Annotated in this window: 26 protein-coding genes and 1 tRNA gene; 14 read left to right on the top strand and 13 right to left on the bottom strand. The window is 61.8% G+C overall.

The annotated features are described in order from the left end of the window. The first annotated feature begins 1 nt into the window (after position 1). Together gstA and I2H36_RS12385 are read left to right on the top strand one after the other, a co-directional pair. A complete protein-coding gene (gstA, locus tag I2H36_RS12390; protein WP_196264208.1) occupies positions 2 to 616 on the top strand; it encodes a glutathione transferase GstA in 615 nt (204 codons plus the stop codon). Positions 617 to 692: 76 nt separating this feature from the next. After that, the gene (locus I2H36_RS12385; protein WP_196264207.1) at positions 693 to 1,490 is read left to right on the top strand and encodes a glycosyltransferase family 2 protein; all 798 of its coding nucleotides are present in this window, start codon (positions 693 to 695) and stop codon (positions 1,488 to 1,490) included. Between the two features lie 11 nt (positions 1,491 to 1,501). Here the strand turns inward: I2H36_RS12385 and I2H36_RS12380 are convergent, their stop codons facing one another. Then, positions 1,502 to 1,855: a RidA family protein gene (locus I2H36_RS12380; protein ID WP_196264206.1), complete on the bottom strand. Its 354-nt coding sequence runs from the start codon at positions 1,853 to 1,855 to the stop codon at positions 1,502 to 1,504. Positions 1,856 to 1,987: 132 nt separating this feature from the next. Here I2H36_RS12380 and I2H36_RS12375 point away from each other — a divergent pair, with 132 nt between their 5' ends. After that, positions 1,988 to 2,410: a hypothetical protein gene (locus I2H36_RS12375; RefSeq protein WP_196264205.1), complete on the top strand. Its 423-nt coding sequence runs from the start codon at positions 1,988 to 1,990 to the stop codon at positions 2,408 to 2,410. A gap of 93 nt (positions 2,411 to 2,503) precedes the next feature. On the opposite strand, the gene I2H36_RS12370 is transcribed toward I2H36_RS12375, so the two are convergent. The 4 genes from I2H36_RS12370 to I2H36_RS12355 form a co-directional block, all read right to left on the bottom strand. Then, positions 2,504 to 2,594, bottom strand: a tRNA-Ser gene (locus tag I2H36_RS12370). Positions 2,595 to 2,705: 111 nt separating this feature from the next. Further along, positions 2,706 to 2,969 (bottom strand): hypothetical protein, encoded by a 264-nt coding sequence (locus I2H36_RS12365; protein ID WP_343234442.1) that lies wholly within the window; start codon positions 2,967 to 2,969, stop codon positions 2,706 to 2,708. A gap of 162 nt (positions 2,970 to 3,131) precedes the next feature. Next, entirely contained in the window at positions 3,132 to 3,365 is a 234-nt protein-coding gene (locus tag I2H36_RS12360; RefSeq protein WP_196264203.1) for a hypothetical protein, read from the bottom strand. A gap of 250 nt (positions 3,366 to 3,615) precedes the next feature. Further along, positions 3,616 to 4,119 carry a YidB family protein gene (locus tag I2H36_RS12355; RefSeq protein WP_196264202.1) on the bottom strand — a complete coding sequence of 168 codons (504 nt, stop codon included), beginning with the start codon at positions 4,117 to 4,119 and terminating at the stop codon, positions 3,616 to 3,618. A 197-nt stretch (positions 4,120 to 4,316) separates the two neighbouring features. On the opposite strand from I2H36_RS12355, the gene solA reads away from it, so the two are divergent. Both solA and I2H36_RS12345 read left to right on the top strand, forming a co-directional pair. After that, positions 4,317 to 5,471, top strand: coding sequence for an N-methyl-L-tryptophan oxidase (solA, locus tag I2H36_RS12350; RefSeq protein WP_196264201.1), 1,155 nt, complete (start codon positions 4,317 to 4,319; stop codon positions 5,469 to 5,471). Positions 5,472 to 5,502: 31 nt separating this feature from the next. Continuing rightward, the gene (locus I2H36_RS12345; protein WP_196264200.1) at positions 5,503 to 6,621 is read left to right on the top strand and encodes a branched-chain amino acid ABC transporter substrate-binding protein; all 1,119 of its coding nucleotides are present in this window, start codon (positions 5,503 to 5,505) and stop codon (positions 6,619 to 6,621) included. Between the two features lie 51 nt (positions 6,622 to 6,672). Here I2H36_RS12345 and I2H36_RS12340 read toward each other — a convergent pair whose 3' ends face one another. From I2H36_RS12340 to I2H36_RS12330, 3 genes are all read right to left on the bottom strand, one after another. Further along, positions 6,673 to 7,110: a hypothetical protein gene (locus tag I2H36_RS12340; protein WP_196264199.1), complete on the bottom strand. Its 438-nt coding sequence runs from the start codon at positions 7,108 to 7,110 to the stop codon at positions 6,673 to 6,675. Positions 7,111 to 7,273: 163 nt separating this feature from the next. Next, positions 7,274 to 7,558 (bottom strand): hypothetical protein, encoded by a 285-nt coding sequence (locus I2H36_RS12335; RefSeq protein ID WP_196264198.1) that lies wholly within the window; start codon positions 7,556 to 7,558, stop codon positions 7,274 to 7,276. Between the two features lie 153 nt (positions 7,559 to 7,711). Beyond that, complete coding sequence (locus I2H36_RS12330; RefSeq protein ID WP_343234441.1) at positions 7,712 to 8,344, bottom strand: Crp/Fnr family transcriptional regulator; 633 nt, start codon at positions 8,342 to 8,344, stop codon at positions 7,712 to 7,714. A gap of 538 nt (positions 8,345 to 8,882) precedes the next feature. On the opposite strand from I2H36_RS12330, the gene I2H36_RS12325 reads away from it, so the two are divergent. From I2H36_RS12325 to I2H36_RS12300, 6 genes are all read left to right on the top strand, one after another. Continuing rightward, positions 8,883 to 10,262, top strand: a complete 1,380-nt coding sequence (locus I2H36_RS12325; RefSeq protein ID WP_246718771.1) for an amidase — start codon at positions 8,883 to 8,885, stop codon at positions 10,260 to 10,262. A gap of 182 nt (positions 10,263 to 10,444) precedes the next feature. Then, positions 10,445 to 11,197, top strand: coding sequence for an oxygen-dependent tRNA uridine(34) hydroxylase TrhO (gene trhO / locus I2H36_RS12320; protein WP_196264195.1), 753 nt, complete (start codon positions 10,445 to 10,447; stop codon positions 11,195 to 11,197). After that, positions 11,184 to 11,402 carry a SlyX family protein gene (locus I2H36_RS12315; protein ID WP_196264194.1) on the top strand — a complete coding sequence of 73 codons (219 nt, stop codon included), beginning with the start codon at positions 11,184 to 11,186 and terminating at the stop codon, positions 11,400 to 11,402. The genes trhO and I2H36_RS12315 overlap by 14 nt, the downstream gene beginning before the upstream one ends. Positions 11,403 to 12,053: 651 nt before the next feature. Continuing rightward, positions 12,054 to 12,368, top strand: a complete 315-nt coding sequence (groES, locus tag I2H36_RS12310; protein WP_196264193.1) for a co-chaperone GroES — start codon at positions 12,054 to 12,056, stop codon at positions 12,366 to 12,368. Between the two features lie 56 nt (positions 12,369 to 12,424). Continuing rightward, positions 12,425 to 14,050: a chaperonin GroEL gene (groL, locus tag I2H36_RS12305; protein ID WP_196264192.1), complete on the top strand. Its 1,626-nt coding sequence runs from the start codon at positions 12,425 to 12,427 to the stop codon at positions 14,048 to 14,050. A 104-nt stretch (positions 14,051 to 14,154) separates the two neighbouring features. Next, the gene (locus I2H36_RS12300) at positions 14,155 to 15,231 is read left to right on the top strand and encodes a S66 family peptidase (protein ID WP_196264191.1); all 1,077 of its coding nucleotides are present in this window, start codon (positions 14,155 to 14,157) and stop codon (positions 15,229 to 15,231) included. A gap of 14 nt (positions 15,232 to 15,245) precedes the next feature. Here the strand turns inward: I2H36_RS12300 and I2H36_RS12295 are convergent, their stop codons facing one another. Next, complete coding sequence (locus I2H36_RS12295; RefSeq protein WP_196264190.1) at positions 15,246 to 15,956, bottom strand: hypothetical protein; 711 nt, start codon at positions 15,954 to 15,956, stop codon at positions 15,246 to 15,248. Between the two features lie 554 nt (positions 15,957 to 16,510). On the opposite strand from I2H36_RS12295, the gene I2H36_RS12290 reads away from it, so the two are divergent. Next, a complete protein-coding gene (locus I2H36_RS12290; RefSeq protein WP_196264189.1) occupies positions 16,511 to 17,599 on the top strand; it encodes a TRAP transporter substrate-binding protein in 1,089 nt (362 codons plus the stop codon). A gap of 169 nt (positions 17,600 to 17,768) precedes the next feature. Beyond that, positions 17,769 to 18,779, top strand: coding sequence for an LLM class flavin-dependent oxidoreductase (locus tag I2H36_RS12285; RefSeq protein WP_196264188.1), 1,011 nt, complete (start codon positions 17,769 to 17,771; stop codon positions 18,777 to 18,779). A gap of 137 nt (positions 18,780 to 18,916) precedes the next feature. Here the strand turns inward: I2H36_RS12285 and I2H36_RS12280 are convergent, their stop codons facing one another. The 3 genes from I2H36_RS12280 to I2H36_RS12270 all read right to left on the bottom strand — a co-directional run bounded on the left by I2H36_RS12280 (position 18,917) and on the right by I2H36_RS12270 (position 22,376). Further along, positions 18,917 to 19,759 (bottom strand): ABC transporter permease, encoded by an 843-nt coding sequence (locus I2H36_RS12280; protein WP_196264187.1) that lies wholly within the window; start codon positions 19,757 to 19,759, stop codon positions 18,917 to 18,919. Continuing rightward, positions 19,756 to 20,703, bottom strand: coding sequence for an ABC transporter permease (locus I2H36_RS12275; protein ID WP_196264186.1), 948 nt, complete (start codon positions 20,701 to 20,703; stop codon positions 19,756 to 19,758). The genes I2H36_RS12280 and I2H36_RS12275 overlap by 4 nt, the downstream gene beginning before the upstream one ends. A 191-nt stretch (positions 20,704 to 20,894) precedes the next feature. After that, a complete protein-coding gene (locus tag I2H36_RS12270; protein WP_196264185.1) occupies positions 20,895 to 22,376 on the bottom strand; it encodes an ABC transporter substrate-binding protein in 1,482 nt (493 codons plus the stop codon). A gap of 194 nt (positions 22,377 to 22,570) precedes the next feature. Here I2H36_RS12270 and I2H36_RS12265 point away from each other — a divergent pair, with 194 nt between their 5' ends. After that, on the top strand, positions 22,571 to 22,858 hold the full coding sequence (locus tag I2H36_RS12265; RefSeq protein ID WP_196264184.1) for a DUF2218 domain-containing protein: 288 nt from the start codon (positions 22,571 to 22,573) through the stop codon (positions 22,856 to 22,858). 76 nt (positions 22,859 to 22,934) lie between these two features. Here the strand turns inward: I2H36_RS12265 and I2H36_RS12260 are convergent, their stop codons facing one another. Further along, a complete protein-coding gene (locus I2H36_RS12260) occupies positions 22,935 to 23,684 on the bottom strand; it encodes an SDR family oxidoreductase (protein ID WP_196264183.1) in 750 nt (249 codons plus the stop codon). Positions 23,685 to 23,701: the final 17 nt, after the last annotated feature.

Below are 23,701 nucleotides of genomic sequence, written 5' to 3'. Positions count from 1 at the left end.
GATGAAGCTGTACTACACCCCTGGGGCCTGCTCCCTCGCGCCAAGAATTATCGCTTGTGAGGCCGGCCTGCAGATCGAGTACGACAAGGTCGACCTGAAGACCCAGACCACGGCTTCCGGCCGGGACTATATCAGGATCAATCCGAAGGGTTACGTTCCGGCACTCGCCCTTCACAGCGGTGATGTCCTGGCCGAAGTGCCGGTGATCCTCGAGTATCTGGCCGATCAGGTGCCCGGTACCCGGCTCCTGCCGAAACTGGGATCCCTGGAACGCTACCGCGTCAAGGAATGGCTCGACTTCACGGGTGCGGAGCTTCACAAGGGTTTTGATCCGCTCTGGACCGCCCCGATGCCCCCGAAAGCCCGGCAGCTGGCCGTGGGCCACCTCCAGCGCCGCTTCGCCTATCTCGATCAGTGCCTGCAGGGACGTTCCTACCTGGCCGGCCAGCATTTCACCGTTGCAGATGCCTATTGTTTCACCGTGCTCAGCTGGAGCCGCTTTCACCGGATCGACCTCTCGGATCATCCGGCTGTCACCGCCTATATGACACGGGTTTCCGCTCGCCCTATGGTGAAGCGCGCCCTGCAAGCTGAGGGATTGATGGCACAGGCCTGAACAATCGGCCCGATCCCCTATCGCCCAGGGATTCAAGGCTCTTGCCACAAACCGGCAGGGCGGCTAGGCACCCGCCATGCTTCCTGTTTCCGTCTTCATCATCGCCAAGAATGAAGCCGACCGGATCGGCGCGACCATCCGCGCCATCCGCGGCCTGACGGACGATCTGGTCGTGGTCGATTCAGGCTCGACCGACGGAACGCAGGCGGTGGCTGAGGAGCTCGGCGCACGCGTCATCTTCAATCCATGGCCGGGCTACGGTCTTCAGAAGCGCTTCGCCGAGGATCAGTGCCGGCACGAATGGCTCCTGAACCTCGATGCGGACGAGGTGGTGTCGCCGGAGCTGCTGGCCGAGATCCGTGCCCTGTTTGCCCATGGGGAACCGTCCTGCCAGGCCTACGGAATCCGCATCGTCGAGACCTTCCCAGGGGAGGCGGCTCCGCATCCATTGGCCTACCGCGTTGCGCCCGTCCGGCTCTACCGCCGGGATGCCGGCCGATATTCCTCCTCGCTCGTTCACGACCGGGTCGACCTGAATCCCGGCACGAAGACCGGCAAGCTCAAAGGCCTCGTGCATCACCGGTCTGTGCGATCCCTCGGGGATCAGCTGGCCAAGCTCAACAGCTATACCGATCAGCAGGCCGTCGACTTCGAGGTGAGGGGCATCTCGATTCCCACATGGCGGGTCTATTTCGAATTCCCAGCCGCTTTCCTCAAAGCCTATTTCGGGCGGCTGCATATTCTGCGGGGCACCTACGGCTTCTTGATCGCGATGAACTACGCCACTTGGCGCCACCTGCGGCTGGCCAAGCACTACGAGCGCAAGCGCATGAATGCCCTGGCCAAGGCCAGTTCCAGGGCCGAGCGGGCGTAAGATTTGCGGCTTCAGAGCGCTGCAATGATCTGGATTTCAAGCCGGTAGTCGGGATCCGCCAGCCTGGATTCGACACAGACCCGGGCCGGAGCCTGCCCGGAATCAAGCCAAGCATCCCAGACGGCATTCATCTCGTCATAGGAGGCCATGTCGGCGAGCCAAATCGTCGCCTGCAGGAGCTTTGACTTGTCGCTGCCGATCTCGGCCAGCGACTGCTCGATCTGCCCGAGAATGTCCCGGGTCTGCTCCGCGACGGACCCATGGAGCGTCGTTTCGGGAATGTAGCCCGAGAAATAGGCCGTGTCGCCGAGGATCACGAGATCGCTGTACCGCGCAGCGACGCCGACGCGCCGAATGTCCGTCATAGTCTTCTCCGCTCACAGGTTGTGCATCCCGCGCCGGATTAGCACAGGCCGTTCGTTTCGGGGAGCAGAGGCTCAAGACAAGCTCGACAATTGCTGCTAGGAGGGCTGATCTGCTCTCACTCCGAGGAACCGATGCTTACCCGGACCCTGCCCTTGGTTCTTGCTGCGGCCCTGGCCGCATCCGTCTCAGGCTGCGCCCGTGGCACGGCGCCCGGATCGCTCTCTTACTACGTGGCAACACCTGCGGCCAAGGTCGAGACGCGATGCGGCGGCGGATACCAGGTCTTCCAGAGACCGGGAGAGCCGACGATCCTGGTGGCTGCCTACGGGGTATCCGAGGTCGCCCAGACCCTCTGCGAGCAGCGCCGCGGGATCGTGCCGGTGCGGGCGCATACGGGCGTGAGGCATGAGGAAGCTGCGGTCGAGTACATCGCCACCATGCCGCACCTGAAGGGCTGCACGGTCGTGAGCGGAATCGAGCACACCCGCCTGCATTCGGAGTTCGTTCTGGCCTGCCCGGGTGTGGCAACCAACGTCGTGAGCGTGAAGGGCTGAACCCGCTCTGTTGCGCCTGTTACTGGAGGCAAGGCATTCAGGCTTTGCCCGAAGCCGTACTTTGCAGGGAAATTTAAGAGCTGGCAGAGGGGATGGCGGAGACGGAGGGATTCGAACCCTCGATACCCTTTTGGGGTATGCTCATTTAGCAAACGAGTGCCTTCAGCCGCTCGGCCACGTCTCCAGGCGAAAAGGCAGGATCGGGATCCCGCTTCGCAGGTGGCGCAATAGACGCGAACGGGGTGGTTTCGTCAAGGTCCAAATTCGCCCGCCGCAAGGGTTGAGGAAGGGCCAATCAGGAGGCTGTTCCGGCCTCCGCCATTGCATGAAGATCCCGGATCTCTTCGAAGCCCCGGATCGCAGGTCCTGAGGATCTGACGATGACGGCACTCAGTTGCCGGAACTTGTCGTCTGCCCAATCCTCGACGACCAGGGCAACTGCATCCCGAAGGGGCAGGGTCGCTACCTTGTGGGCCATGGTCTCGCCGACAGGGCCCTCGAAGGGGCGATTGAGCGCAAGGAGGTCGACCATCTCGTCGAGATCATAGGCTACAATCACAATCCTCTCCAATGAACAAACGGGATAATCTTGGCTTATGGGCATTCAATTGTGGCAACTGAATGCCCAAGCTTGCGGCAGGCTGGTTTGGGCCGGGGGGCATGACCCGAAGCGCCGTTTATCCCCAGGCTGGATGCCAGGATAGGGACAGGATGTTTCGGGTCAGTTCAGACTCGCCCTTTGTTCGCTCTTGTCCGGAAGAGAGGTTGTTGCCTCCGCTTCGTCCGGGATGATGAGGATCGAAACGGCATGGCCGCTGGACGCGAGATTGTCTGCGGCATCGAATGCGGAGCGCTCCGCGTCCTGCCGTGTTGCGAACGCTGTCTGCTTTCGGTCCGCGTAAGTGACCAGCCACTCGCCTTGGAACCTGAAGACGACAAACCGATCCGTATGCATCAGCCTCTCCCTCACTTCGCTCTATGACGAAGTTGGGAAAGCTTACCTGATTGGGAACTGTCCCAGGGGGAAACGATGGGAGTAGTGGACGGGACAAAAGGATAGAGTTTTGCAAGCCCAAAGGGCCACTCTCAAGAAGGACAACGTGTCCGCCGCTTGCGCAGCTTTTGGTGGTGGCAAAAGTCTGCGCTCCCAGACTCGACCTGGGAGCGCATGATGTGAAAGCACTAAAGCCGGTGCGGCAACCTAATTAGATTTCCTGCTCGTTCGGAACGCGCCCGTTGGGGGTGTACTGATCCACCGCCTTCGGCAGCTCCCTCGACAGGCGGGACAGAAGCTCCTCGCGGGAGAGACCGGTTTGTTGCGTCAGCGTCGCGAGCACGTCGGGATCGATGGCGCGCTCCAGCTGGTCCGGTGCAACCTCCTTGTTGGGGCCGGTGCTCACCCAGGAATCGACCACGTCGCCCTGGCCGTTCTGACGGAAGCTGTTGATCAGTTCACCTAGGCCGCCGCTCACCAGACCGCCAGGGCTCGCATTGCCGCCCATACCGCCAAGGAGCCCGCCCAAGCCTTCACCGCCCAGAAGTCCACCGAGACCGCCCATGCCGCCCGCCTGCTGGTCCGCTCCGCCGGGTAGACCGGTCCGGTTGCCTGTGGCGCCGCGGAGCATTTCGGCGATTTTGTCCCGATTCTGGAAACCGGCAACGGCCAGAAGACCCAGAAGTGCTGTCATGGATGGAAAGCCGCGGCTCATGTCGTTTCTCCTCATTCGATGGACGGGGAATCGCAAGCGCACCGAAAGGGTTCCCTTATGGCCGCTTTTTCCTGCGGAACAGATCGTGCGGGCGCGTGAATACGGGTTGGCAGGCGTGCAGAAGACTTTACGTTACCTCACGATATCTGGGTGCGTAACATCGGCAGCCCTGCGCGGCGGACGGTGAAGGGAATGCGATGACAACATTCGATGTGGCGGTGATCGGGCTTGGCGCCATGGGCAGCGCTGCCTTGTTCAACTTGGCCCGCCAGGGTCACCGGGTCGTTGGCATCGAGCAGTTCGCGCCGGCCCATGACAGGGGATCGTCGCACGGCGAGAGCAGAATCATCCGCCTGTCCTATTTCGAGCATCCTTCCTACGTGCCCCTGGTGCGGCGGGCTCTTGAGAAATGGCGCGAGCTGGAGGATCTCACCGGCGAGGCGATCCTCACGGTGACGGGCGTACTCGAGGCGGGCTATCCGGGATCTCCCATCGTGAGCGGCTCGCTCGATGCCTCCAGGCAGCACGGCCTGACTCATGACGTGCTGAGCGCGGCCGACATCACCCGGCGTTTCCCCGGCTTCAAGGTTCCGTCGCACTGGACCGGCTTGTTCCAGCCTGAAGGCGGATTCCTGCGGCCTGAACTGGCGATCCAAACCTACGTGCAGCAGGCGGAGCGTCTGGGCGCGCAAACCTGCATGAACACGCGTGTGGTGGCCATCGAGCCTTTCGGAGCAGGGATCCGGGTGCGGACGGACACGGAGGTAATCGAGGCCGGCTCGGTGATCGTCGCCACCGGTGCGTGGATCGGCGATTTTGCGCCCGCGCTGAAGCCGTATCTCAAGATCACCCGTCAGGTGCTCGGCTGGTTCTCGCCGCTTGAGCCCTCGCTCTTCACTCCGGATCGCTGCCCGGTCTTCCTGCTCGAATCCGAGGACGACGCCTGCTACGGCTTTCCGGATTTCGCCGGCACCGGCGTCAAGACGGCCTCCCATCGGGAAGGGGCGATCCTGCCGACAGCGAGCGATTTGGCGCAGGATGGCGGACCTGCAGACGAGGCGCAGATCCGGCGGATGCTTGAATTGGCGATGCCGGATGCGAACGGCCCTCTCCGGCAGATGCGCGCCTGCATGTACACCCGCACGCCGGACGAGGATTTCGTGATCGATCTCTCGCCCGTCGATCCGCGCATCGTCTTGGCGTCGCCATGTTCCGGACATGGCTTCAAATTTGCGAGCGTGATCGGCGAGGTGCTGGCCGATCTTGCCCTGGGCAAGGTGTCGGCAAGCGACATCTCCCGTTTCCAGATCCGACGGTTCGGAGCACAATCGCTCCAAGACGCCAATGCATAGAAGCACGACATTCAAACATGGAGGCAAAACCATGAAGAGAGGATACACCTATCAGCTGTCTGCCCTGGCCTTGCTGCTCAGCGCTGGATACGCGCAGGCGGCGGAGATCACCATTGCGGTGGCGGGCCCGATGACGGGACCGGTGGCCAGCATCGGCGAGCAGCTCAAGAACGGCGCCGAATTGGCCGCGCAGGCCATCAACAAGAACGGCAGCGTCAACGGCAACACGATCAAGATCGTCGTCCATGACGATGCCTGCGATCCCAAGCAGGCTGTGGCAATTGCCAACCGCATCGTGTCCGACGGCATCAAGTTCGTCGACGGCCATGCCTGTTCCGGCTCCTCGATCCCGGCCTCCGAGGTCTATGCCGAGGCCAACGTGCTGATGATGAGCCCGGCCTCCAGCAATCCGGCCATGACCGACAAGGCGGCGGAGCAGAACTGGACGACGATCATGCGCTTGTACGGGCGTGATGACGCGCAGGGCCGTTTCATCGGGCCGTGGATCAAGCAGAATTATGGATCGAAAAAGATCGCCATCCTTCACGACAAGAGCGCGTACGGCAAAGGGCTTGCCGATGTGGTGCGAGCCTCGCTGAATGGCGCCGGCGTCAAGGAGGTTCTGTATGAGGGCCTCAACGCCGGCGAGAAGGACTACACGGCGGTGGTCAACAAGCTCAAGAGCCAGGGCGTCGAGTTCCTGTATTTCGGCGGCTACCACACGGAAGCCGGTCTCATCATGCGTCAGGCCGCCGACCAGAACTACAAGTTCCAGCTCATGATGGGCGACAGTCTCGCGACTCCGGAATTCGCATCCGTAGCAGGGCCTGCCGCCGAGGGAACCCTGTTCACCTTCCCGCCCGATGCCCGCGGCAGCGAGACGGCCAAGGAAGCGCTGGCCCAGTTCAAGCAGATCGGCTTCGAGCCGGAAGGCTTCACCCTGTTCTCCTACGCGACCGTTCAGGCGATTGCGGAAGGCATCAAGAAGGCCGGTAAGGCGGATCCGAAAGCCGTGGCCAAGACGCTGCGCGAGACCACCGTCGACACGGTGATCGGCCCTGTGACCTTCGATCAGAAGGGCGACATCAAGAATCCGAAATACGACATCAATGTTTGGAAGGGCGGAACCTACAGCAAGCTGACGCAGTAGGTGCCTGATCCATAGACGAGGGCGGCTCCGGAAAGAGCCGCCCTTTGTCACTCAGTCGTGCGCTTGTGCGACTGCCTCTTCCGTCTTGGACGGCATGAGGTGTTCGATGGAGACCCAATCCGTGCAGGCCCGGAGAATAGGTGCGAGGTACGCGCGGTTCCCTTTGATCTCGACCACGCGGCAGGGATAGGCCCTGCGGTCTCCAGGGGGACGGTAGATCACGGTTGCGCCCGGCCTGATGTCATCGTTGGCGAGAGAGGCTGGTGCGCTGATGGTCGAGAGGGCCGCGGGCTTCTCGTTGTCTTGGGAGAGGCTTGCTTGCCGCGTCGCGCGGTAACGCTCCAGAGCCTCGATGGCCATCCGGGCACGGTCGCGATAGCGATCACAGACAACCCTCATCAGGGTTCCCCTTTCCCGACCCGGATACCAGGTCACGCCCCCGATCTTTGCCAGTTCCTCCGCGACGACCTCGATCTCTTCCTCTGTCATTGGCTACAATCCCGCGTGAGCATGTGTGATGTGCTCAGGTCTTGTGACAGCACCCGCGTGACCTGTTCATCGAGTGCTTTAGCCCCCAGGAAAATTCTTTGTTATTCAAGTCCGGCACTCAGCGTCAGGATGCACCGAACGGATTGGAATGGGTTTGCTCGGATCAGGCCCTCATTTCCATGATGCGCTTTTGCAAGATGGCAAGTTGCTGGATGTAAGGTTCGCGGCGCTCGCGATGCCTATTCTTGAGCGTCTTGAGAGCACGGCTCCTGACGTTGGTGTCGGGTGACGTGTTGCTCAGTTTCTCGCGCTCCTGTTCGTAGGCGAAATCCAAATCGGCCAGTGTCGCTAGGAGAGATTGCAGCAGAGGTTGAAATGCGGGTGAGTAGATTCTTGGATGACGAGCCCCATTTCTAAATTCATCTTTATGAAACTTAGTATCGCCCATTGTCTTCCTCGTATTAACTTTGCGTTAATAGAAGCCCAAGGTACTAAGTCAGAGTTACCTCGTCTGTTGGGTAGCCGACACAAGCTCTGAAGAAATCGTTTTCATTAGGAAAGTTATGTGCTCACCCGCACATCGCCGACCCGTCAGGCGTCATCAGTCGCATCTGAGCGCGCCCGGCAGAAGCCTCTGAAAGCTTTCACAGATCGTGCGATAGCATTCACACACCGTTTCCTCGAGCCCTTGTCGGTCAGTGATTCGGATCGTGCCTCTTCCCTGAACGATGAGACCGGCTTTCTGGAGCGCGCTCGTGACACTGCTGACCGTGGAGCGCTGAACGCCCAGCATCTCGGCCAGTGCTTCGTGGGTCAGGGGAATTTCATCCCGATCAGTACGGTCCCGCGTGGTCAGAATCGAGCGGCAGCATCGGGCCTCCACGCTATGAACGGCATTGCAGGCAACGGTCTGCAGCGTCTGGGCCAGGAATGCCTCGGTGAAGCGGAACATGGCGTGCCGCAGCTTCGGCCTCTCGGCCACACCCTCGTTCAACCGTTCCAAGGAAACGCGCGACGCCGTTCCCGGGACTTGGGTGATGTAGCGGCCGAAAGACTGGCGGGTGACGAGCGCGCTGACAAATCCGAGGGCACCTTCCCGGCCGAAGACGGCCATTTCGACGGATCCGCCACTTTGAAGGACCGTCACCAGAGAGACGATTCCGTCATGGGGGAAGTAAGTGTGCCTGATCGCCTCACCTGTTTCGAAGAGAACCTTGCCCCGGGGAAGTTCCACGATCTCGAGGTGAGGCGCAAGCCAAGAAAAGTCTTCTGGCTCCAAAGCGGCAAGGAGCCGGTTTTTTCGGTGAATGGCAGCATTGGAACCATTCCTCATGGCAACGGATCACCGCCCTAAGCCAATTCCTAGAAGGGGAAATCTGGCGCATCTGCAAGACTATAATAACACAACTGGTGGATGAGCAGCCAAGCCTTTCTGTAATGAGCCGGCGAGGTTAGCTTTGTTATTCCATCACCTCCCAAAATTTCATCCTGATCATGATGTTCTTTCCGACTCAGCAGACAAACAGCATCGGTCTAGCTTTGTGCCATTGTGGCGATGCGGATGCCTCTAACGAGTATGATTAAGCCGTTTGGGCGAGATTGGGTAGGTGAGCCTCTGCACTGGGTTCATGAGCTCATGCGCAGCGATGCGGTAAAACGGGTTTACCAGCCGCAACGATCGCTTCAGCATGCCTGACGATCAAATCCGCGAGCGGGAGAACTTCGCATTGAGCACGCAATCGTCGGCACATCTTTCTTCTCAGGACTCGTCAATGGACCTCGCCGACTGGTCGGGCTTACAGCTTCTCGAAGCCTATGGCCGCAAGACGGTATCGCCCGTCGATGTGACGAAGGCCGTGATTGCCCGCATCGAGGCATACGAGCCGCGGCTTCAGGCTCTCTATGCCTTTGACCCCAAGACCGCCCTGAATGCCGCAAAAGACTCGGAGCAGCGCTGGATGCGGGGTGAGGCGAGGGCGCTCGACGGAATTCCCGCAACGATCAAGGAAAACATCGCTACCAAGGGAACGCCTGTGCCGCTCGGCACGGCCGCACGCCCGCTCGTCCCTGCCGCCGACGATGCGCCTGCGGCAGCACGGCTGCGGGAGGATGGTGTGGTCATCCTGGCCAAGACCACCATGCCGGATTACGGCATGCTCTCCTCCGGCCTCTCCAGTTTTCACCCACTCACCCGCAATCCGTGGGACCTCTCGAAAAATCCTGGCGGCAGCTCGGCGGGCGCGGGAGCTGCAGCGGCGGCGGGCTACGGGCCGTTCCACATCGGCACCGATATCGGAGGCTCGATCCGCCTGCCGGCGTCATGGTGCGGGGTGTTCGGCCTCAAACCGAGCTTCGGCCGCATCCCCATCGACCCGACGTATTACGGCCGAGTGGCGGGGCCCATGACCCGAACGGTCCGCGATGCCGCGCTCATGATGACGAGCCTCACGCGGCCAGACGTTCGTGATCCCATGAGCCTGCCGTACCAGGACCTCCCCTGGCTCGATCTGAACATCGATCTCAAGGGCCTGAGAATCGGCGTCATGATGCAGGCCGGCATCGGCATGCCGCTCGATCCGGAGATCCGCGCGACGGTCGAGCGGGCCGCGAGACTTCTGACTAACGCCGGCGCCATCATCGAGGACGTCCCCGCCTTCATCACCCGAGAGATGCTCGACGGTCTCGACGATTTCTGGCGCCAGCGCGCCTGGACGGACATGGCTCCCTTGGGCGAAGAGGAGCGCGGCAAAATCCTGCCCTATATCCGCCAATGGGCCGAAGGAGGCAGGGATCTGACCGGCGCCGAGGTGTATAGCGGCATGAACCAGATGATGGTCATGCGCCACGCGGCGGTGACCGCCACGCAAAGCTTCGATTTCGTGATCTCCCCCGTGGCTCCTTGCGTAGCCTATCCGGCCGAACTGGCGTCGCCCATCCACAACCCTGAAGAGCCGTTCGAGCATATTGGCTACACTGTCGCCTTCAACATGTCGGACCAGCCAGCGTCCTCCGTGAATGCCGGCTTCACGAAAGCGGGTCTCCCCATCGGCCTCCAGATCATCGGCCGTCGTTTTGACGATGTCGGCGTGCTGCGGCTCTCTCAGGCCTGGGAGGAGATGTGCCCGGACAAGCGCCCCTGGCCGAAGGTTTAGCTGCCTGAAAAGCTGTCCTTACGCGGTTCTGGATTCCCTTCCCCTCCGCTTACGCTCCGGCCGGGAATGACACCCTCAATGTCATCCCCGGCGGTCCGCAGGACCGGGAAGGAGATCCAGAGCGACATTGGGAACCAAGTGAGCGGGTTTTCCCCCCTCGCTCATCCTGATAAACAGCCCCTATGACGTACAAGGTTGCCGCTCTCTATCAGTTCGTACCGCTGCCGGATTTCCGCGAGATCAAGGAGCCGCTCCATAAGCTCTGCCTCGATCTCAGGATCAAGGGCACGCTCCTGCTCGCCCATGAAGGCATTAACGGCACTGTGGCGGGAACGGAAGAGGGCATCGATGCCCTGATCGTCGAGTTGCGGAGCGGATTGCTGTTCCAGGGCCGCCTCGACAATCTGGAACTGAAGTTCTCCTCGGCCTCCGAGATGCCCTTCAAGCGCATGAAGGTGCGGCTGAAGAAGGAGATCGTGACGCTCGGCGATCCGCAGACGGATCCGCTGCGCCGGGTTGGCACCTACGTGTCGCCGGCCGAGTGGAACCGGCTGCTGGAGGAGCCCGGCATCGTCCTTCTCGATACCCGCAACGATTTCGAGGTCGAGATGGGCACCTTCGAGGGCGCGGTCGATCCCCGGATCAAGCGCTTCAGCGAATTCAAGGACTTCGTGGCGAATGAACTCGATCCGGCCAAGCACCGGAAGGTCGCCATGTTCTGCACGGGCGGCATCCGCTGCGAGAAGGCGAGCGCTTACATGCTCAACCAGGGCTTCGAGGAAGTCTTCCACCTGAAGGGCGGCATCCTCAAATACCTGGAGGACATACCGGAGGTCGAGAGCCGTTGGAAGGGCGAGTGCTTCGTGTTCGATGAGCGGGTGGCCCTAAGCCATGGCTTGGTGGAGGCAGGGGAGTCGACCGATGACCGAGCCTGATTCCGTCAACGCCCGGATCGAAGCCCTGGAGATCCGCATCGCCTATCAGGATCAGGTCATCGAGGATCTGAACCAGACCGTCATCGACCAGTGGAAGAAGATCGACGTCCTCAGGCGGCAGCTCAACGAGGTGCTCGACCGCGTCCAGGAGGTCGCGGACAGCGCCGGTCCCCGCTCGCCCGAACCCCCGCCGCCGCATTATTGACGGCGAGCGCGCAGTCTCCGATGGCGCGGTGTCATCCCCGGCGGCTGCAGGCCGGGAAAGGGATCCAGATCAAACGCGGCACTATGGATTCCCTTCCCCTGCGATGGCTGCGCCATCTCCGGCCGGGAATGACAGTGGGATCGCGGCGAGTATGTTCTTATTTTGTTCTTGACAATTCTCCTAAGCTGGGCTATAAGTCTGCTTAGATCTGTTCCTGTGAGGGGCGCGCTCGCGAGGCGTCGCAGTGTGGGAGCAGGCACGGTCCCGCCGCAGGGCTCGCACCCCTGTGATCGCGGGTGGCCGATCCTGGCTCAGATCCAGGTCCGCTGAAACAAACCGTGCGCGAAGAGCAGTTCGGCTCTGACATCTTCCAACACACAGCGAGCCGGGCTGCCCTGAGCGCCACCCTCGACCCACCGTCAGGCTCGCAGCTTAGGCTGCGGGCCCCACGGCGCTGGCTGTTCGATGCTGTCAGGCTTAGCCGACAAGGCGCCTTTATCCTCGCTCCTGGCACTCGGTTCCCACAACTGCCAAAAAAATTTTCACGCCCCTCTTGAACGATGAAACTCCTTCAACCAAATCATCGACCGCGGAGGCCCGAACGGCTCCGCTTGAGGCAGTTAACAGACTGATATCATTGGAGGAAGCTTCATGAAGTTCCGTCCTTTGCATGACCGGATCGTGGTCCGCCGCATCGAGGCCGAACAGAAGTCAGCGGGTGGGATCATCATCCCCGACACCGCGAAGGAAAAGCCCCAGCAGGGCGAGGTCATCGCCGTCGGTCCCGGCGCTCGCAACGAGCAGGGTCAGCTCGTGCCACTCGACGTGAAAGCCGGCGACACCGTGCTGTTCGGCAAGTGGTCCGGCACCGAGGTCAAGATCGATGGCGAGGATCTCCTGATCATGAAGGAGAGCGACATCATGGGCGTGCTGGAGCAGTCCGCCGCTCACAAGAAGGCCGCCTAAGGCCAATCCGTCAATTCAGAGTCACACATCGTTACGTCTCACAGGAGTGACGAACAATGGCTGCTAAGGAAGTCAAATTTGCCCTGGACGCTCGCGACAAGATGCTGCGCGGCGTCGACATTCTGGCCGATGCGGTGAAGGTCACCCTCGGCCCCAAGGGCCGCAACGTGGTAATCGAGAAGTCCTTCGGCGCGCCGCGCATCACCAAGGACGGCGTCACCGTCGCGAAAGAAATCGAGCTTGCCGACAAGTTCGAGAACATGGGCGCCCAGATGGTGCGCGAGGTCGCGTCGAAACAGAACGACCGCGCCGGCGACGGCACTACGACGGCCACTGTTCTCGCCCAGGCCATCGTCCGCGAGGGCGCCAAGGCGGTTGCCGCCGGCATGAACCCGATGGATCTCAAGCGCGGCATCGATCTTGCTGTTGAAGCTGTCGTGGCGGACCTCAGGAACAACGCCAAGAAGGTCACGTCCAACGACGAGATCGCCCAGGTCGGCACCATCTCGGCCAATGGCGATGCGGATGTCGGCCGCATGCTGGCGGAAGCCATGCAGAAGGTCGGCAACGAAGGCGTCATCACGGTCGAGGAAGCGAAGTCGCTTGAGACCGAGCTTGAGGTCGTCGAGGGCATGCAGTTCGACCGCGGCTACCTCTCGCCGTACTTCATCACCAATGCCGAGAAGATGCGCGTGGAGCTTGAGGATCCCTACATCCTCATCCACGAGAAGAAGCTGTCGGGCCTCCAGGCCATGCTGCCCGTGCTTGAAGCCGTGGTGCAGACCGGCAAGCCGCTGCTGATCATCGCCGAGGACGTGGAAGGCGAGGCACTCGCAACTCTCGTGGTCAACAAGCTGCGTGGCGGCCTGAAGATCGCCGCCGTCAAGGCTCCAGGCTTCGGCGATCGCCGCAAGGCCATGCTTGAGGACATCGCTGTTCTCACCAAGGGGCAGACGATCTCCGAGGATCTCGGCATCAAGCTTGAGAATGTCACGCTGAACATGCTCGGCCGCGCCAAGAAGGTGGTGATCGAGAAGGAGAATACCACCATCGTGGACGGCGCCGGCGACAAGCGAGACATCGAAGCCCGGGTCGGCCAGATCAAGGCGCAGATCGAGGAGACCACCTCGGACTACGATCGCGAGAAGCTGCAGGAGCGTCTCGCCAAGCTCGCAGGCGGCGTCGCGGTGATCCGCGTCGGCGGCGCGACCGAGGTCGAGGTGAAGGAGAAGAAGGACCGCGTTGACGACGCCATGCACGCCACCAAGGCGGCCGTCGAGGAGGGCATCCTGCCTGGCGGCGGCGTTGCCCTGCTGCGCGCTCTCAAGGCGCTCGATGGGGTGAAGCCTGCGAACGACGACCAGAAGACCGGTGTCGAGATCGTGCGCCGCGCCCTCCAAGCTCCGGCCCGTCAGATCGCCATCAATGCGGGCGAGGACGGCTCGGTGATCGTCGGCAAGGTGGCCGAGGCGGGTGACTACGCGGCCGGCTGGAACGCTCAGACCGGCGAGTACGGTGATCTCTACAAGTTCGGCATCATCGACCCGGCAAAGGTCGTGCGTGTCGCGCTCGAAGACGCTGCTTCCGTGGCAGGCCTGCTCATCACCACCGAGGCGATGATTGCCGAGAAGCCGAAGAAGGAGGCGGCTCCGGCCATGCCTGCCGGCGGCATGGACCTCTAAGGCTTAAGCCTTCATCCGACCAACAGGACGGCGCCGTGATAGCGGCGCCGTTTTCTTTAGGCGCATGATCTGCGAAGAAGAAACGTTTGTTCGCAGGAGACATCATGGGGGATCGCTGGTGGCAGAGACCTCTCGTCAAACCGCAGGCACTACAGCCGGGCGATCGCGTCGCCATCGTGTCGACGAGCTGGGGCGGGCCGGCGGTTTTTCCGCATCGTTACGAGGCCGGCAAACGCTATCTGGCGGAGGCCTTCGGGCTCATCCCCGTCGAGATGCCCCACGCTTTGCGCGATGCGGAGTGGCTCGACCGGAACCCTCAGGCACGGGCTGAGGACATAAATACCGCCTTCGCGGATTCTTCCATCCGCGGCGTCATCGTCAGCATCGGCGGCGACGACGCCATCCGCCTGATCCCGCACATTGACCTTGACGTGATCGCACGCAATCCGAAGGTGTTCCTCGGCTACTCGGATCCGACAGTTCTGCACTTCGGCTGCCTCAAGGCCGGTCTCTGCTCCTTCTACGGTCCGACGATCATGGCGGGCTTTGCCGAGAACGGTGGCATGCATGCCTATGCCGAGAACGCTCTGTACAAGGCTGTTTTCGAGACGACACCCATCGGCGAGATCGGGCCGAACCGGGAAGGTTGGACCGTCGAGCACCTGCCCTGGAAGGATCCAGAGAACCAGAATCGGCTTAGGAAGCTGACGCCTTCGACCGGTCCGCGAACCCTGCAGGGAACGGGCACCGTGCAGGGACACCTGATCGGCGGGTGCGCCGAAGTGCTGGAGATGCTGAAAGGTTCGGACTGGTGGCCGCCGCTGGAGTACTGGGACGGCGCCATCCTGTTATACGAAACGTCCGAAGAAGCCCCGCCGGCCGCGCAGGTTCTCCGCTGGCTGCGCAACTTCGCAGCGCAGGGCATCCTGCACCGCCTGTCCGGCATCGTTCTCGGGCGACCGGGTGGGCAGACGGACGGGGCCTATCGTCGGGAACAGGAGAGGGCGGTTCTGCGCGCCCTCGATGAGAGTGGACTCCAGCATCTGCCCGTTCTGGCTGAACTCGATTTCGGTCACACCGATCCGATCGCCACATTGCCTTTTGGCGCCATGGCCGTAATCGATAGTCGCCGGGCCCGGCTCACGATTCTGGATGCAGGCGTTACAAATGCGGTTGGCTGAGGCCGCTCGGAAATCTACCGATGCCGGATCAGAGAATCGTCTTCCGGTTCGGCTACGCTGGTTCTGATCGAGCCCGTCGATTCCTCGGGCGCCATCTTCCGCAACTGGTTCACAAAGGCCGTCAGGCTGTTCGTCTTTCCGGAATCAGGAATTAGGGATGCCAGAGCGCTGCTGTCGAACGGCTCCTCCTCGATCGTCCCGTCAATCATGATGATCGTCTTGATCCCGGTCTGCATGTCGAAAGAGACGGACTTCACCTTCGTCTGCTGTTGCGAGCTGACTGGCTCTGCAACGACGAGAGATGATGCCACTGCAGAGGCGAGGATCGGTTTGGCCGGTGCCCGGACGACCGTGATGGGCCGTGGAGCAAGCTTGGCGACCGACGCTTGGCGTGCTTGTCTGTCCTGAGACTTCTTCGCAGGTTCGGCGATGCGGTCGCGGACGGGTTGGGAAACTGCCATATACTCAGTCGGTCCGGACAGGATCTGCTGAAGCTGTCCATCCGCTTCTTTGGCCTTCTCGCCCTCAGTCATTCCTTTTGCAGCCTCCGCCGCCCTCGCGGCCGCAATTCGCTTCCTGGCTTCTGCTGTCTGGGCCAGGTTGTTGGTACTGTAAGAATACTGTTTTCCGTTGATCTCGTACCGTACCAGCCGGGCCTCAGCCCCGCTGAACATCATCCCATGCGTAAGGATGGTGGCTCCAAGCAAAATAAGCGTCTTGTTCATCGGCCTATAAGAGCACGCTGGCTCTTCCCCTTGCTCAGGCAAAATTCATGTGCTGACTATGGCGAATCTGTGGCTGATGATAAGTAACTCGCTGACTCGTAAGAGGTATGCTTCCTTAATACTGGCAGTTTCCACGTTGAATGCTACAAGATTCACATTCATTACTAATGAGGATTATGTAACTTTATATTGATTAAGTTTATATACTTTATATCAGTGTAATAAAGGGCTTGCGGCGTCATAAAATGGCTCAAATCCAACGTTTTCTCTCAGTCCTCATGCAAGCCCGGCAAGGGGCATCTGCGCTGGAATCATGGTCGATAGCGCACACCGGCAAGGTACCACCGAAACGTTATTCACCGTGTGGGGCCACATCCTCGTCATTTCAACGATTTGACGCTCGAATAATCCGAGGAACAGGGAGCAGGGCGATCCAGTTGCCGGAAATGACCATTGCAATCTGAGTCTTTCGTCTAACTTTACTCAAGGGCAGCGATCCCTTGTACCGGGCCTCCCTCACAGCGCGACATGCCCTCGAACAGGAGTAGGCAATCATGAAACGCCGTCACTTTCTCGCAACGGCCGGTGCAGGCCTCGCCGCTGGCGCCGTCGCCAAGCCGGCCATCGCCCAATCCAATCCGGAAATCCGCTGGCGTCTGACCTCCGGCTTCCCGAAATCCCTGGATACGATCTATGGCGGTGCCGATTTCCTGGCGAAGTACGTGTCCGAGGCGACCGAGGGCAAGTTCCAGATCCAGCCGTTCTCCGCAGGCGAGATCGTCGGCACCTTCCAGGCCGCTGACGCCGTCAGCTCCGGCACGGTCGAAATGGCCCACACGGCGGCTTATTACTATGTGGGCAAGGATCCGACCTTCGCGGCGGCTGCCGCCGTGCCATTTACGCTGAACGCCCGCCAGCTCAACGCCTGGCAGTATCACGGCGGCGGCATTGGCCTCGTGAACGACTTCATGGCCAAGCATAATCTCTATGCGCTACCGGGCGGCAACACGGGCACCCAGATGGGCGGCTGGTTTCGCAAGGAGATCAAGACGGTTCAGGATTTGCAAGGCCTGAAGATGCGCATCGCCGGCATCGCCGGCCAGGTGATGGCGAAGCTCGGGGTGATCCCGCAGCAGGTGGCCGGCGGCGACATCTATCCGTCGCTCGAGCGCGGCACCATCGATGCCGCCGAGTGGATCGGCCCCTATGACGACGAGAAGCTCGGCTTCCAGAAGGTCGCGCCGTACTACTACTACCCTGGCTTCTGGGAGGGTGGTCTGACGCTCCACTTCCTGTTCAACAAGGAGAAGTGGGAGTCTCTGCCGAAGCACTACAAGGCCATCGTAGAATCTGCCGCCATGGCAGCGAACCAGGACATGCTGGCCAAGTACGACGCCAAGAACCCGGCGGCGCTCCGCAGCCTCGTGGGCGCCGGCGCGCAGCTGCGCCCGTTCTCGCAGGAAATTCTGGACGCCGCCTACAAGGCGACCAATGAGGTCTATGCGGAGATTTCGGCCCAGAATGCGGACTTCAAGAAGCTGATCGACTCGCTCCGCGCCTTCCGCAACGAGGAATATCTCTGGTTCCAGGTGGCGGAATACGCCTTCGACACCTACATGATCCGCGCCCGCACACGCGGCTAAGTCTTAAGGCCTCAGGTCATCGAAAAACCCGGCGTTTCAAGCGCCGGGTTTTTTGCGCGCAGGGCTGGTGTGCCCCGGGCGAGGGGCTTTACGGGTTGCAACCGAGGCTCTGAATGATGATCTCATGATCACCCTTGTTCGGCCTTGAACCGCACCAGAAAGATTGTCCATGCCTCCTTTCTCCATTCTCGATCTCGCGCATATTCCCGAGGGCTTCACGCCGTCGGATGCCCTGCGCAACTCCCTCGATCTGGCGCAGCATGCCGAAAAGTGGGGGTACACCCGGTTCTGGCTGGCCGAGCACCACAACATGGTGGGCATCGCCAGCGCCGCGACGAGCGTGGCGATCGGCCACGTTGCCGGGGGCACCAAGACGATCCGGGTCGGGGCGGGCGGCATCATGCTGCCGAACCATTCACCCCTGGTGATCGCCGAGCAGTTCGGCACCCTCGACGCCCTCTATCCGGGCCGCATCGATCTAGGTGTCGGGCGCGCGCCGGGCACGGACCAGAGGACCCTGCGGGCACTGCGTCGCGATCCCGCTGCGGCCGATACCTTCCCGCAGGATGTACTGGAGCTGCAGGCGCTGCTCGGGCCCGTGCAGCCCGATCAGGCGATCCAGGCCGTGCCGGGGGCAGGTTCGAACGTCCCGATCTGGATCCTGGGCTCCAGCCTCTTCGGCGCGCAGTTGGCTGCCATGCTCGGGCTGCCCTATGCCTTCGCGTCCCATTTCGCGCCGGGCGCCCTGATGCAGGCGCTCCACGTTTATCGCGAACGCTTCCAGCCTTCGGCGCAGCTCGACCGGCCCTATGCCATGGTGGGCGTCAACGTGATCGCTGCCGACACGGACGAGGAGGCCCACCACCTCTTCACCTCCGCGCAACAGGCCTTCACCAACATGTTCCGCGGCACACGCGGCAAGCTCCAGCCGCCCATCGACGACATCGAGAGCTACTGGACGCCCCATGAGAAGGCGCAGGCCATGAGCATGCTCTCCTGCTCTTTCGTCGGCTCGGGAAAGACCGTGCGTGAGGGTTTGAAGGATTTCATCGCCGAGACCGGAGCAGACGAAATCATCGCGGCCTCAGCCATCTACGATCACGGCAAGCGCGTGCGCTCATACGAGATCCTTGCCGATGTGCAGAAGGACATGAGCAAGGCGGCTCAATGCGCTTACTAGAGCTCAGACCTCATCCTGACGAGGATATTGCTTGAGCAATCCGTCTCAAAGGAGCCTCCAGTGCTCTCTGGAGGCTCCTTTGAGACGCAGACTTCGTCTGCTCCTCAGGATGAGGAAAGTGGTTGCTAAAAGCCGCCTTATGCGGTCGCGCCACGTCCCTTCAACGTCGGATCGAGCGCATCGCGTAGGCCATCGCCCAGAAGATTCAATCCCAACACTGAGAGCGCAATCGCGATACCCGGCGCGATGGCAAGATGCGGCGCCTGCGAGAGATAAGTCTGCGCATCGCTCAGCATCCGCCCCCAACTCGGGTTTGGCGGGCGCACGCCCAGGCCTAGATAGCTCAGGCCCGCTTCCGTCAGGATCGCGAGCGCGAGCTGGATCGTGACCTGCACGATCAAGGCACCCGCGATGTTGGGCATCACGTCTTCCCAGGTGATGCGCAGCGGATGCTTGCCGATGGCGCGCGCCGCCGCGATGTAATCGAGGGTCCAGACCTGGAGCGCGACGCCGCGGGTGACGCGGGCGAAGACGGGGATGTTGAACACGGCAATCGCCAGGATGGCCGCCAGCGGCCCGGAGCCCAGGAGCGCGCCGATCATGATGGCGGAGAGCACCGCCGGAAAGGCGAAGACCACGTCCGACACGCGCATGGCGATCTCGTCAGCCAATCCTTTCCAGGCCGCCGCCGCGCAGCCGATGGCGGTGCCGATGGCAGCGCCCAGAAGAACCGCGGGCCATGCGATGGCGAGCGAGTTCCACGCGCCGACCATCAGCAGCGAGGCGACGTCGCGGCCAAAATGATCGGTGCCGAGAAGGCCGACCTCCCCGGGGCCTTTGAGGCGCAGAGCGACGCGCACGCGGGTCGGCACCTCCGGGGTCCAGAGCAGCGACACGAGGGCGGTGACGATCAGCAATGCCGTGAGAATACCGCCGACCACGAGGGCGGAATTCAGCGGAATGCGCGAACGCTTCGTCATGCCCGGCTCCTCAGGCGCGGATCGAGGATGGCGTAACCGATGTCGACAAGGAAGTTCACGACGATCACGAGGCCGGAGAAGATCAGCACAATGTCCTTGATCACCACGAGGTCGCGTTGGTTGAGCGCCTGATAGGCGAGGCGTCCAAGGCCCGGCAGGTTGAACACGTTCTCCACCAGGATCGCGCCGCCGAAGAAGAACGAGAGCTGCAGGCCTAAGATGGTCGTCACGGGAATGAGCGCGTTCGGCACCACGTGGCGGCGCAGGGTTGCGCCCTTGTCGACGCCCTTCGCGCGGGCGGTGCGCACGAAGTCGGCGCCGATCACCTCCAAAGTGGCCGAACGCGTGACACGCGTGAGCACGGCAGCCTGGGGCAGAGCGAGCGCAACGGCGGGCAGGAGCAATGCCTGCAGGGCAGGGCCAATGCCCGCGCTCCATCCCGGAAAACCTCCGGCCGGGAACCAGCCGAGCCATGTCGAGAAGAACAGGATGAACAGAAGGCCGATCCAGAAATTGGGCACCGCGACGCCGAGCTGGCTGAACACCAGCACGGCGCGGTCGACCATCCCATCGCGCTGCGCGGCGGCTGCGACCCCGAGCGGCAGTGCAAGCGCTGTCGAGATCACGATGGCGAGCAGGCTCAACGGCAGCGTCACGTTCATGCGCTCGGCCACAAGCGTCGAGACCGGCATCTTGTAGGTGATCGACTGCCCAAGATCGCCCTGGAGGATGCCGCCGATCCATTGCAGGTAGCGCAGCAGCGCCGGCTGATCGAGCCCGAGTTCCTGCCGCAGCGCGGCAAGGGTATCCTCCCGCGCGGCGGTACCCAGCATGATGGCCGCCGGATCGCCGGGCAGCACCTCCAGGATCAGGAAGATCGCCAGCGATACGAACAGGAGTGTCACGGCGAGTGACAGGAGGCGGGTGATGACGAGACGCAGCATGAGCTAGATGGACCTCATGCTGGTCATGCATCTGACGAGAGAGCAATTCATTTTGTGCCAGTAACACTCCTCCCCCTTGTGGGGAGGAGTTGGAGGTGGGGGTGTCAGCGTCACGTTCTGCAAGGATGGCGCTCACACCCCCACCCTAACCCTCCCCACAAGGGGGAGGGAAGAGGCAGGTGCTCTTCACATCACTCCGTCCAGGACACTTCCGTCACATCGTTCGAAGGGATCGGCGAGTTCTCCCACAGGCCCTGCACCTTCGCGTTCCACACGCCAAGCTTCGGCAACTGGAACAGGAACAGGGCCGGCACGTCCTCGGCCAGGATCTTCTGCGCTTCCGTATATTTCGCAAAGCGCGCTTTCTCGTCCGTAGTCTTGGCGGCATCGGCGATCAAGGCTTTGAACTTGTCGTTCTTGTAATTGAAGTAGTAGCTGTCGCGGGCGAAGATATCGATGTCGAGCGGCTCCGTGTGGGACACGATGGTGACGTCGTAATCCTTGTTCTTGAACACCTCCTCGATCCACTTGGCCGGGAACTCGGTCGGGATGATCTTCAGATCCACGCCGACTTCCGCCATCATGGCCGAGAGTAGTTCCGCCGAGCGGCTAGCATAGGCCATCTGCGGTGACTTGATGGTGATCGACAGGCCGTTGCCGTAGCCCGCCTCCTTCAGCAGCGCCTTGGCCTTCTCCACGTCGTAAGGAATGACGTTTGTCGTATCGACAAACGCCGGGTTGTTCGGCGAGAAGAAGCTGCCGATGGGCTGGCCGAAGCCAGAATAGGCGCCCTCGATCAGCGCCTTGCGGTCAACCGCATGCATGAGTGCACGGCGCACGCGCACGTCGTCGAAAGGCTTCTTGGCATTGTTCATGCCGGCCACGGTCTCGCCCTCGGTGTTTCCGGCCACAGCCTTGAAGCGTTTGTCCTTCTGGAACTCGGCGAAGAGTTCGGGCGCGCCGAGATTCGGGAAGGCATCCACGTCACCGGCCTTGAGCGCTGCCACCTGCGCCTGCGCATCGCTGATGAAGCGGAAGGTAACGCTCTCCAGCTTCACCTTGTCCTTCTGCCAGTAATCGGGATTCTTCGTCAGTTCCACCCGGTCGCCGCGGCTCCAAGACTTGAACTTGAACGGTCCGGTGCCGACGGGATTGGCCGCATTGGTCGCCGCCGTCTCCGGTGCCACGATCACCGCATCGCCCCATCCGAGATAGTAGAGGAAGTTGCCCGAGGGCTCCTTCAGCTTGATCACCACGGTGGCGGGATCGGGCGTCTCGATAGAGGCAATGGGCGCAAAGATCTGCTTCTGCGCATTCGTCGACTTTGGATCACGGGCCCGGTCGAAAGCGAATTTCACATCCGCCGAATCGAATGTCGATCCATCGTGAAACTTAACACCCTCCTGCAGGCGGAAGGTGTAGGTCAGGCCGTCGGGCGCGATCTCCCAGCTCTTGGCGAGCAGCGGCTGCACCTTGCCGGTTCGGTCGATGCGCACCAGGCCCTCATAAAGGTTGACCCAGGTAACCTCGCGAATGGCCACGGGTGCGGCGACGGTCGGATCGAGGCCCGGCGGCTCGATGGGCATGCCCACCACCAGGGAGGCCTTGGCCGCAAAGGCCGGGATGGCGCTGACGGAGAGGAGAAGGGCGGCAGTCAGGAGGCGCTTCGTCATCAGGCTGGAACTCCATCCGGTATGGTCTGCGACAGGTCGCGGTGACGTCAGCTTACGCAGGATGGCGCCGGATGGAAGACCGTCATGACGGATTGTTCACTTAACTTCCACTCATCACAGGCTTAAGCAGCTTTGTCGAATGCCCCGCAGAGCCGGCTCATCCGAACGGCTTTGGCGGCAAGAAAGGCTTTGAAATGGCTTTTGAGACGGCCCTGGTGCCGACCGAGAACGGCGCCAAATATCTCCAGCAGCTCTGCAAGCACTGGAGCCACAAGCTGGATGTCCAGCTTTCCGAGAACAAAGGTATCGTCCGTTTTCCAGCCGCCGTCGCTACGATGACGGCGGATTCCGGGGCCCTCATGGTGAGGGTCGAGGCAGAGGACGACGAGACGCTTCAGCGCATGAGGGGCGTGGTGGCTTCGCACCTCGACAGGTTTGCCTTCCGGGAGGCTCCGCTGCCGTTCGAGTGGCAGAAGGGCTGACCGAAGGTTCCATGTCATTCCGGGGTGGCCATGGCCACCCCGGAATGACAGTGAGGGTGTCGAAGAGAGCTCGCCGTCAGATACAACGCCCGCCATCGACCTCGAGCACAACGCCGGTGATCATGCTGGCCTCGTCCGACGCAAGGAAAAGCGCCGCGTTGGCGATGTCCTGCGGCGTCGAGAAACGGCCGAGCGGGATCGAGTTCACGAATTGCTCGCGCTTCTGGGGCGTGTCCTCGCCCATGAAGGTGGCGAGCAGCGGCGTCTCGCCGGCAACGGGGGCCAGGGCGCAGACGCGGATCCTGCTGGGGGCGAGCTCGACGGCCATGGATTTGGTCATGGTGTGCACGGCGCCCTTGGTGCTGTTGTACCAGGTAAGGCCAGGGCGCGGGCGCAGGCCCGCCGTCGAGCCCACATTGATGATCGCGCCACCGCCCTGCTTCTGCATCAGCGGCACGGCCGCTTTGGCGAAGAGATAGATCGACTTCACGTTCACCGCGAAGACCCGGTCGAACTCGTCTTCCTCGACCTCAAGCATGGGCCGGTTGCGATGGCTGATGCCCGCATTGTTGACCACGATGTCCAGCTTGCCGAAGGCGGAGATCGTCTTCTCGACCGCCGCGTTCACATCAGCAGCCTTCGATACGTCTGCGGCCAATCCGATGGCGGAAGAACCGATCTTCTCCGCCGCGCCTTTGGCTGCAGCTTCATTGATGTCGATAATGGCGACCTTGGCGCCCTCGCGGGCGAATGTTTCGGCGATTCCCAGACCGAAGCCGGACCCGGCGCCCGTGACGAGCGCCACCTTGCCTTCAAGGCGATTCATGGTTCTTCCCCTGATTT

This window comes from Microvirga terrestris (assembly GCF_015694425.1).
Lineage (GTDB): Bacteria > Pseudomonadota > Alphaproteobacteria > Rhizobiales > Beijerinckiaceae > Microvirga > Microvirga terrestris.
This window is presented reverse-complemented; position numbering and strand designations above follow the sequence as displayed.

Bases quoted from the DNA above. Each gene is read 5' to 3' on its own strand.
- gstA (WP_196264208.1), top strand. From the start codon at position 2: ATGAAGCTGTACTACACCCCTGGGGCCTGCTCCCTCGCGCCAAGAATT.
- I2H36_RS12385 (WP_196264207.1), top strand. From the start codon at position 693: ATGCTTCCTGTTTCCGTCTTCATCATCGCCAAGAATGAAGCCGACCGG.
- I2H36_RS12380 (WP_196264206.1), bottom strand. From the start codon at position 1,855: ATGACGGACATTCGGCGCGTCGGCGTCGCTGCGCGGTACAGCGATCTC.
- I2H36_RS12375 (WP_196264205.1), top strand. From the start codon at position 1,988: ATGCTTACCCGGACCCTGCCCTTGGTTCTTGCTGCGGCCCTGGCCGCA.
- I2H36_RS12360 (WP_196264203.1), bottom strand. From the start codon at position 3,365: ATGCATACGGATCGGTTTGTCGTCTTCAGGTTCCAAGGCGAGTGGCTG.
- I2H36_RS12355 (WP_196264202.1), bottom strand. From the start codon at position 4,119: ATGAGCCGCGGCTTTCCATCCATGACAGCACTTCTGGGTCTTCTGGCC.
- solA (WP_196264201.1), top strand. From the start codon at position 4,317: ATGACAACATTCGATGTGGCGGTGATCGGGCTTGGCGCCATGGGCAGC.
- I2H36_RS12345 (WP_196264200.1), top strand. From the start codon at position 5,503: ATGAAGAGAGGATACACCTATCAGCTGTCTGCCCTGGCCTTGCTGCTC.
- I2H36_RS12340 (WP_196264199.1), bottom strand. From the start codon at position 7,110: ATGACAGAGGAAGAGATCGAGGTCGTCGCGGAGGAACTGGCAAAGATC.
- I2H36_RS12335 (WP_196264198.1), bottom strand. From the start codon at position 7,558: ATGGGCGATACTAAGTTTCATAAAGATGAATTTAGAAATGGGGCTCGT.
- I2H36_RS12325 (WP_246718771.1), top strand. From the start codon at position 8,883: ATGGACCTCGCCGACTGGTCGGGCTTACAGCTTCTCGAAGCCTATGGC.
- trhO (WP_196264195.1), top strand. From the start codon at position 10,445: ATGACGTACAAGGTTGCCGCTCTCTATCAGTTCGTACCGCTGCCGGAT.
- I2H36_RS12315 (WP_196264194.1), top strand. From the start codon at position 11,184: ATGACCGAGCCTGATTCCGTCAACGCCCGGATCGAAGCCCTGGAGATC.
- groES (WP_196264193.1), top strand. From the start codon at position 12,054: ATGAAGTTCCGTCCTTTGCATGACCGGATCGTGGTCCGCCGCATCGAG.
- groL (WP_196264192.1), top strand. From the start codon at position 12,425: ATGGCTGCTAAGGAAGTCAAATTTGCCCTGGACGCTCGCGACAAGATG.
- I2H36_RS12300 (WP_196264191.1), top strand. From the start codon at position 14,155: ATGGGGGATCGCTGGTGGCAGAGACCTCTCGTCAAACCGCAGGCACTA.
- I2H36_RS12295 (WP_196264190.1), bottom strand. From the start codon at position 15,956: ATGAACAAGACGCTTATTTTGCTTGGAGCCACCATCCTTACGCATGGG.
- I2H36_RS12290 (WP_196264189.1), top strand. From the start codon at position 16,511: ATGAAACGCCGTCACTTTCTCGCAACGGCCGGTGCAGGCCTCGCCGCT.
- I2H36_RS12285 (WP_196264188.1), top strand. From the start codon at position 17,769: ATGCCTCCTTTCTCCATTCTCGATCTCGCGCATATTCCCGAGGGCTTC.
- I2H36_RS12280 (WP_196264187.1), bottom strand. From the start codon at position 19,759: ATGACGAAGCGTTCGCGCATTCCGCTGAATTCCGCCCTCGTGGTCGGC.
- I2H36_RS12275 (WP_196264186.1), bottom strand. From the start codon at position 20,703: ATGCTGCGTCTCGTCATCACCCGCCTCCTGTCACTCGCCGTGACACTC.
- I2H36_RS12270 (WP_196264185.1), bottom strand. From the start codon at position 22,376: ATGACGAAGCGCCTCCTGACTGCCGCCCTTCTCCTCTCCGTCAGCGCC.
- I2H36_RS12265 (WP_196264184.1), top strand. From the start codon at position 22,571: ATGGCTTTTGAGACGGCCCTGGTGCCGACCGAGAACGGCGCCAAATAT.
- I2H36_RS12260 (WP_196264183.1), bottom strand. From the start codon at position 23,684: ATGAATCGCCTTGAAGGCAAGGTGGCGCTCGTCACGGGCGCCGGGTCC.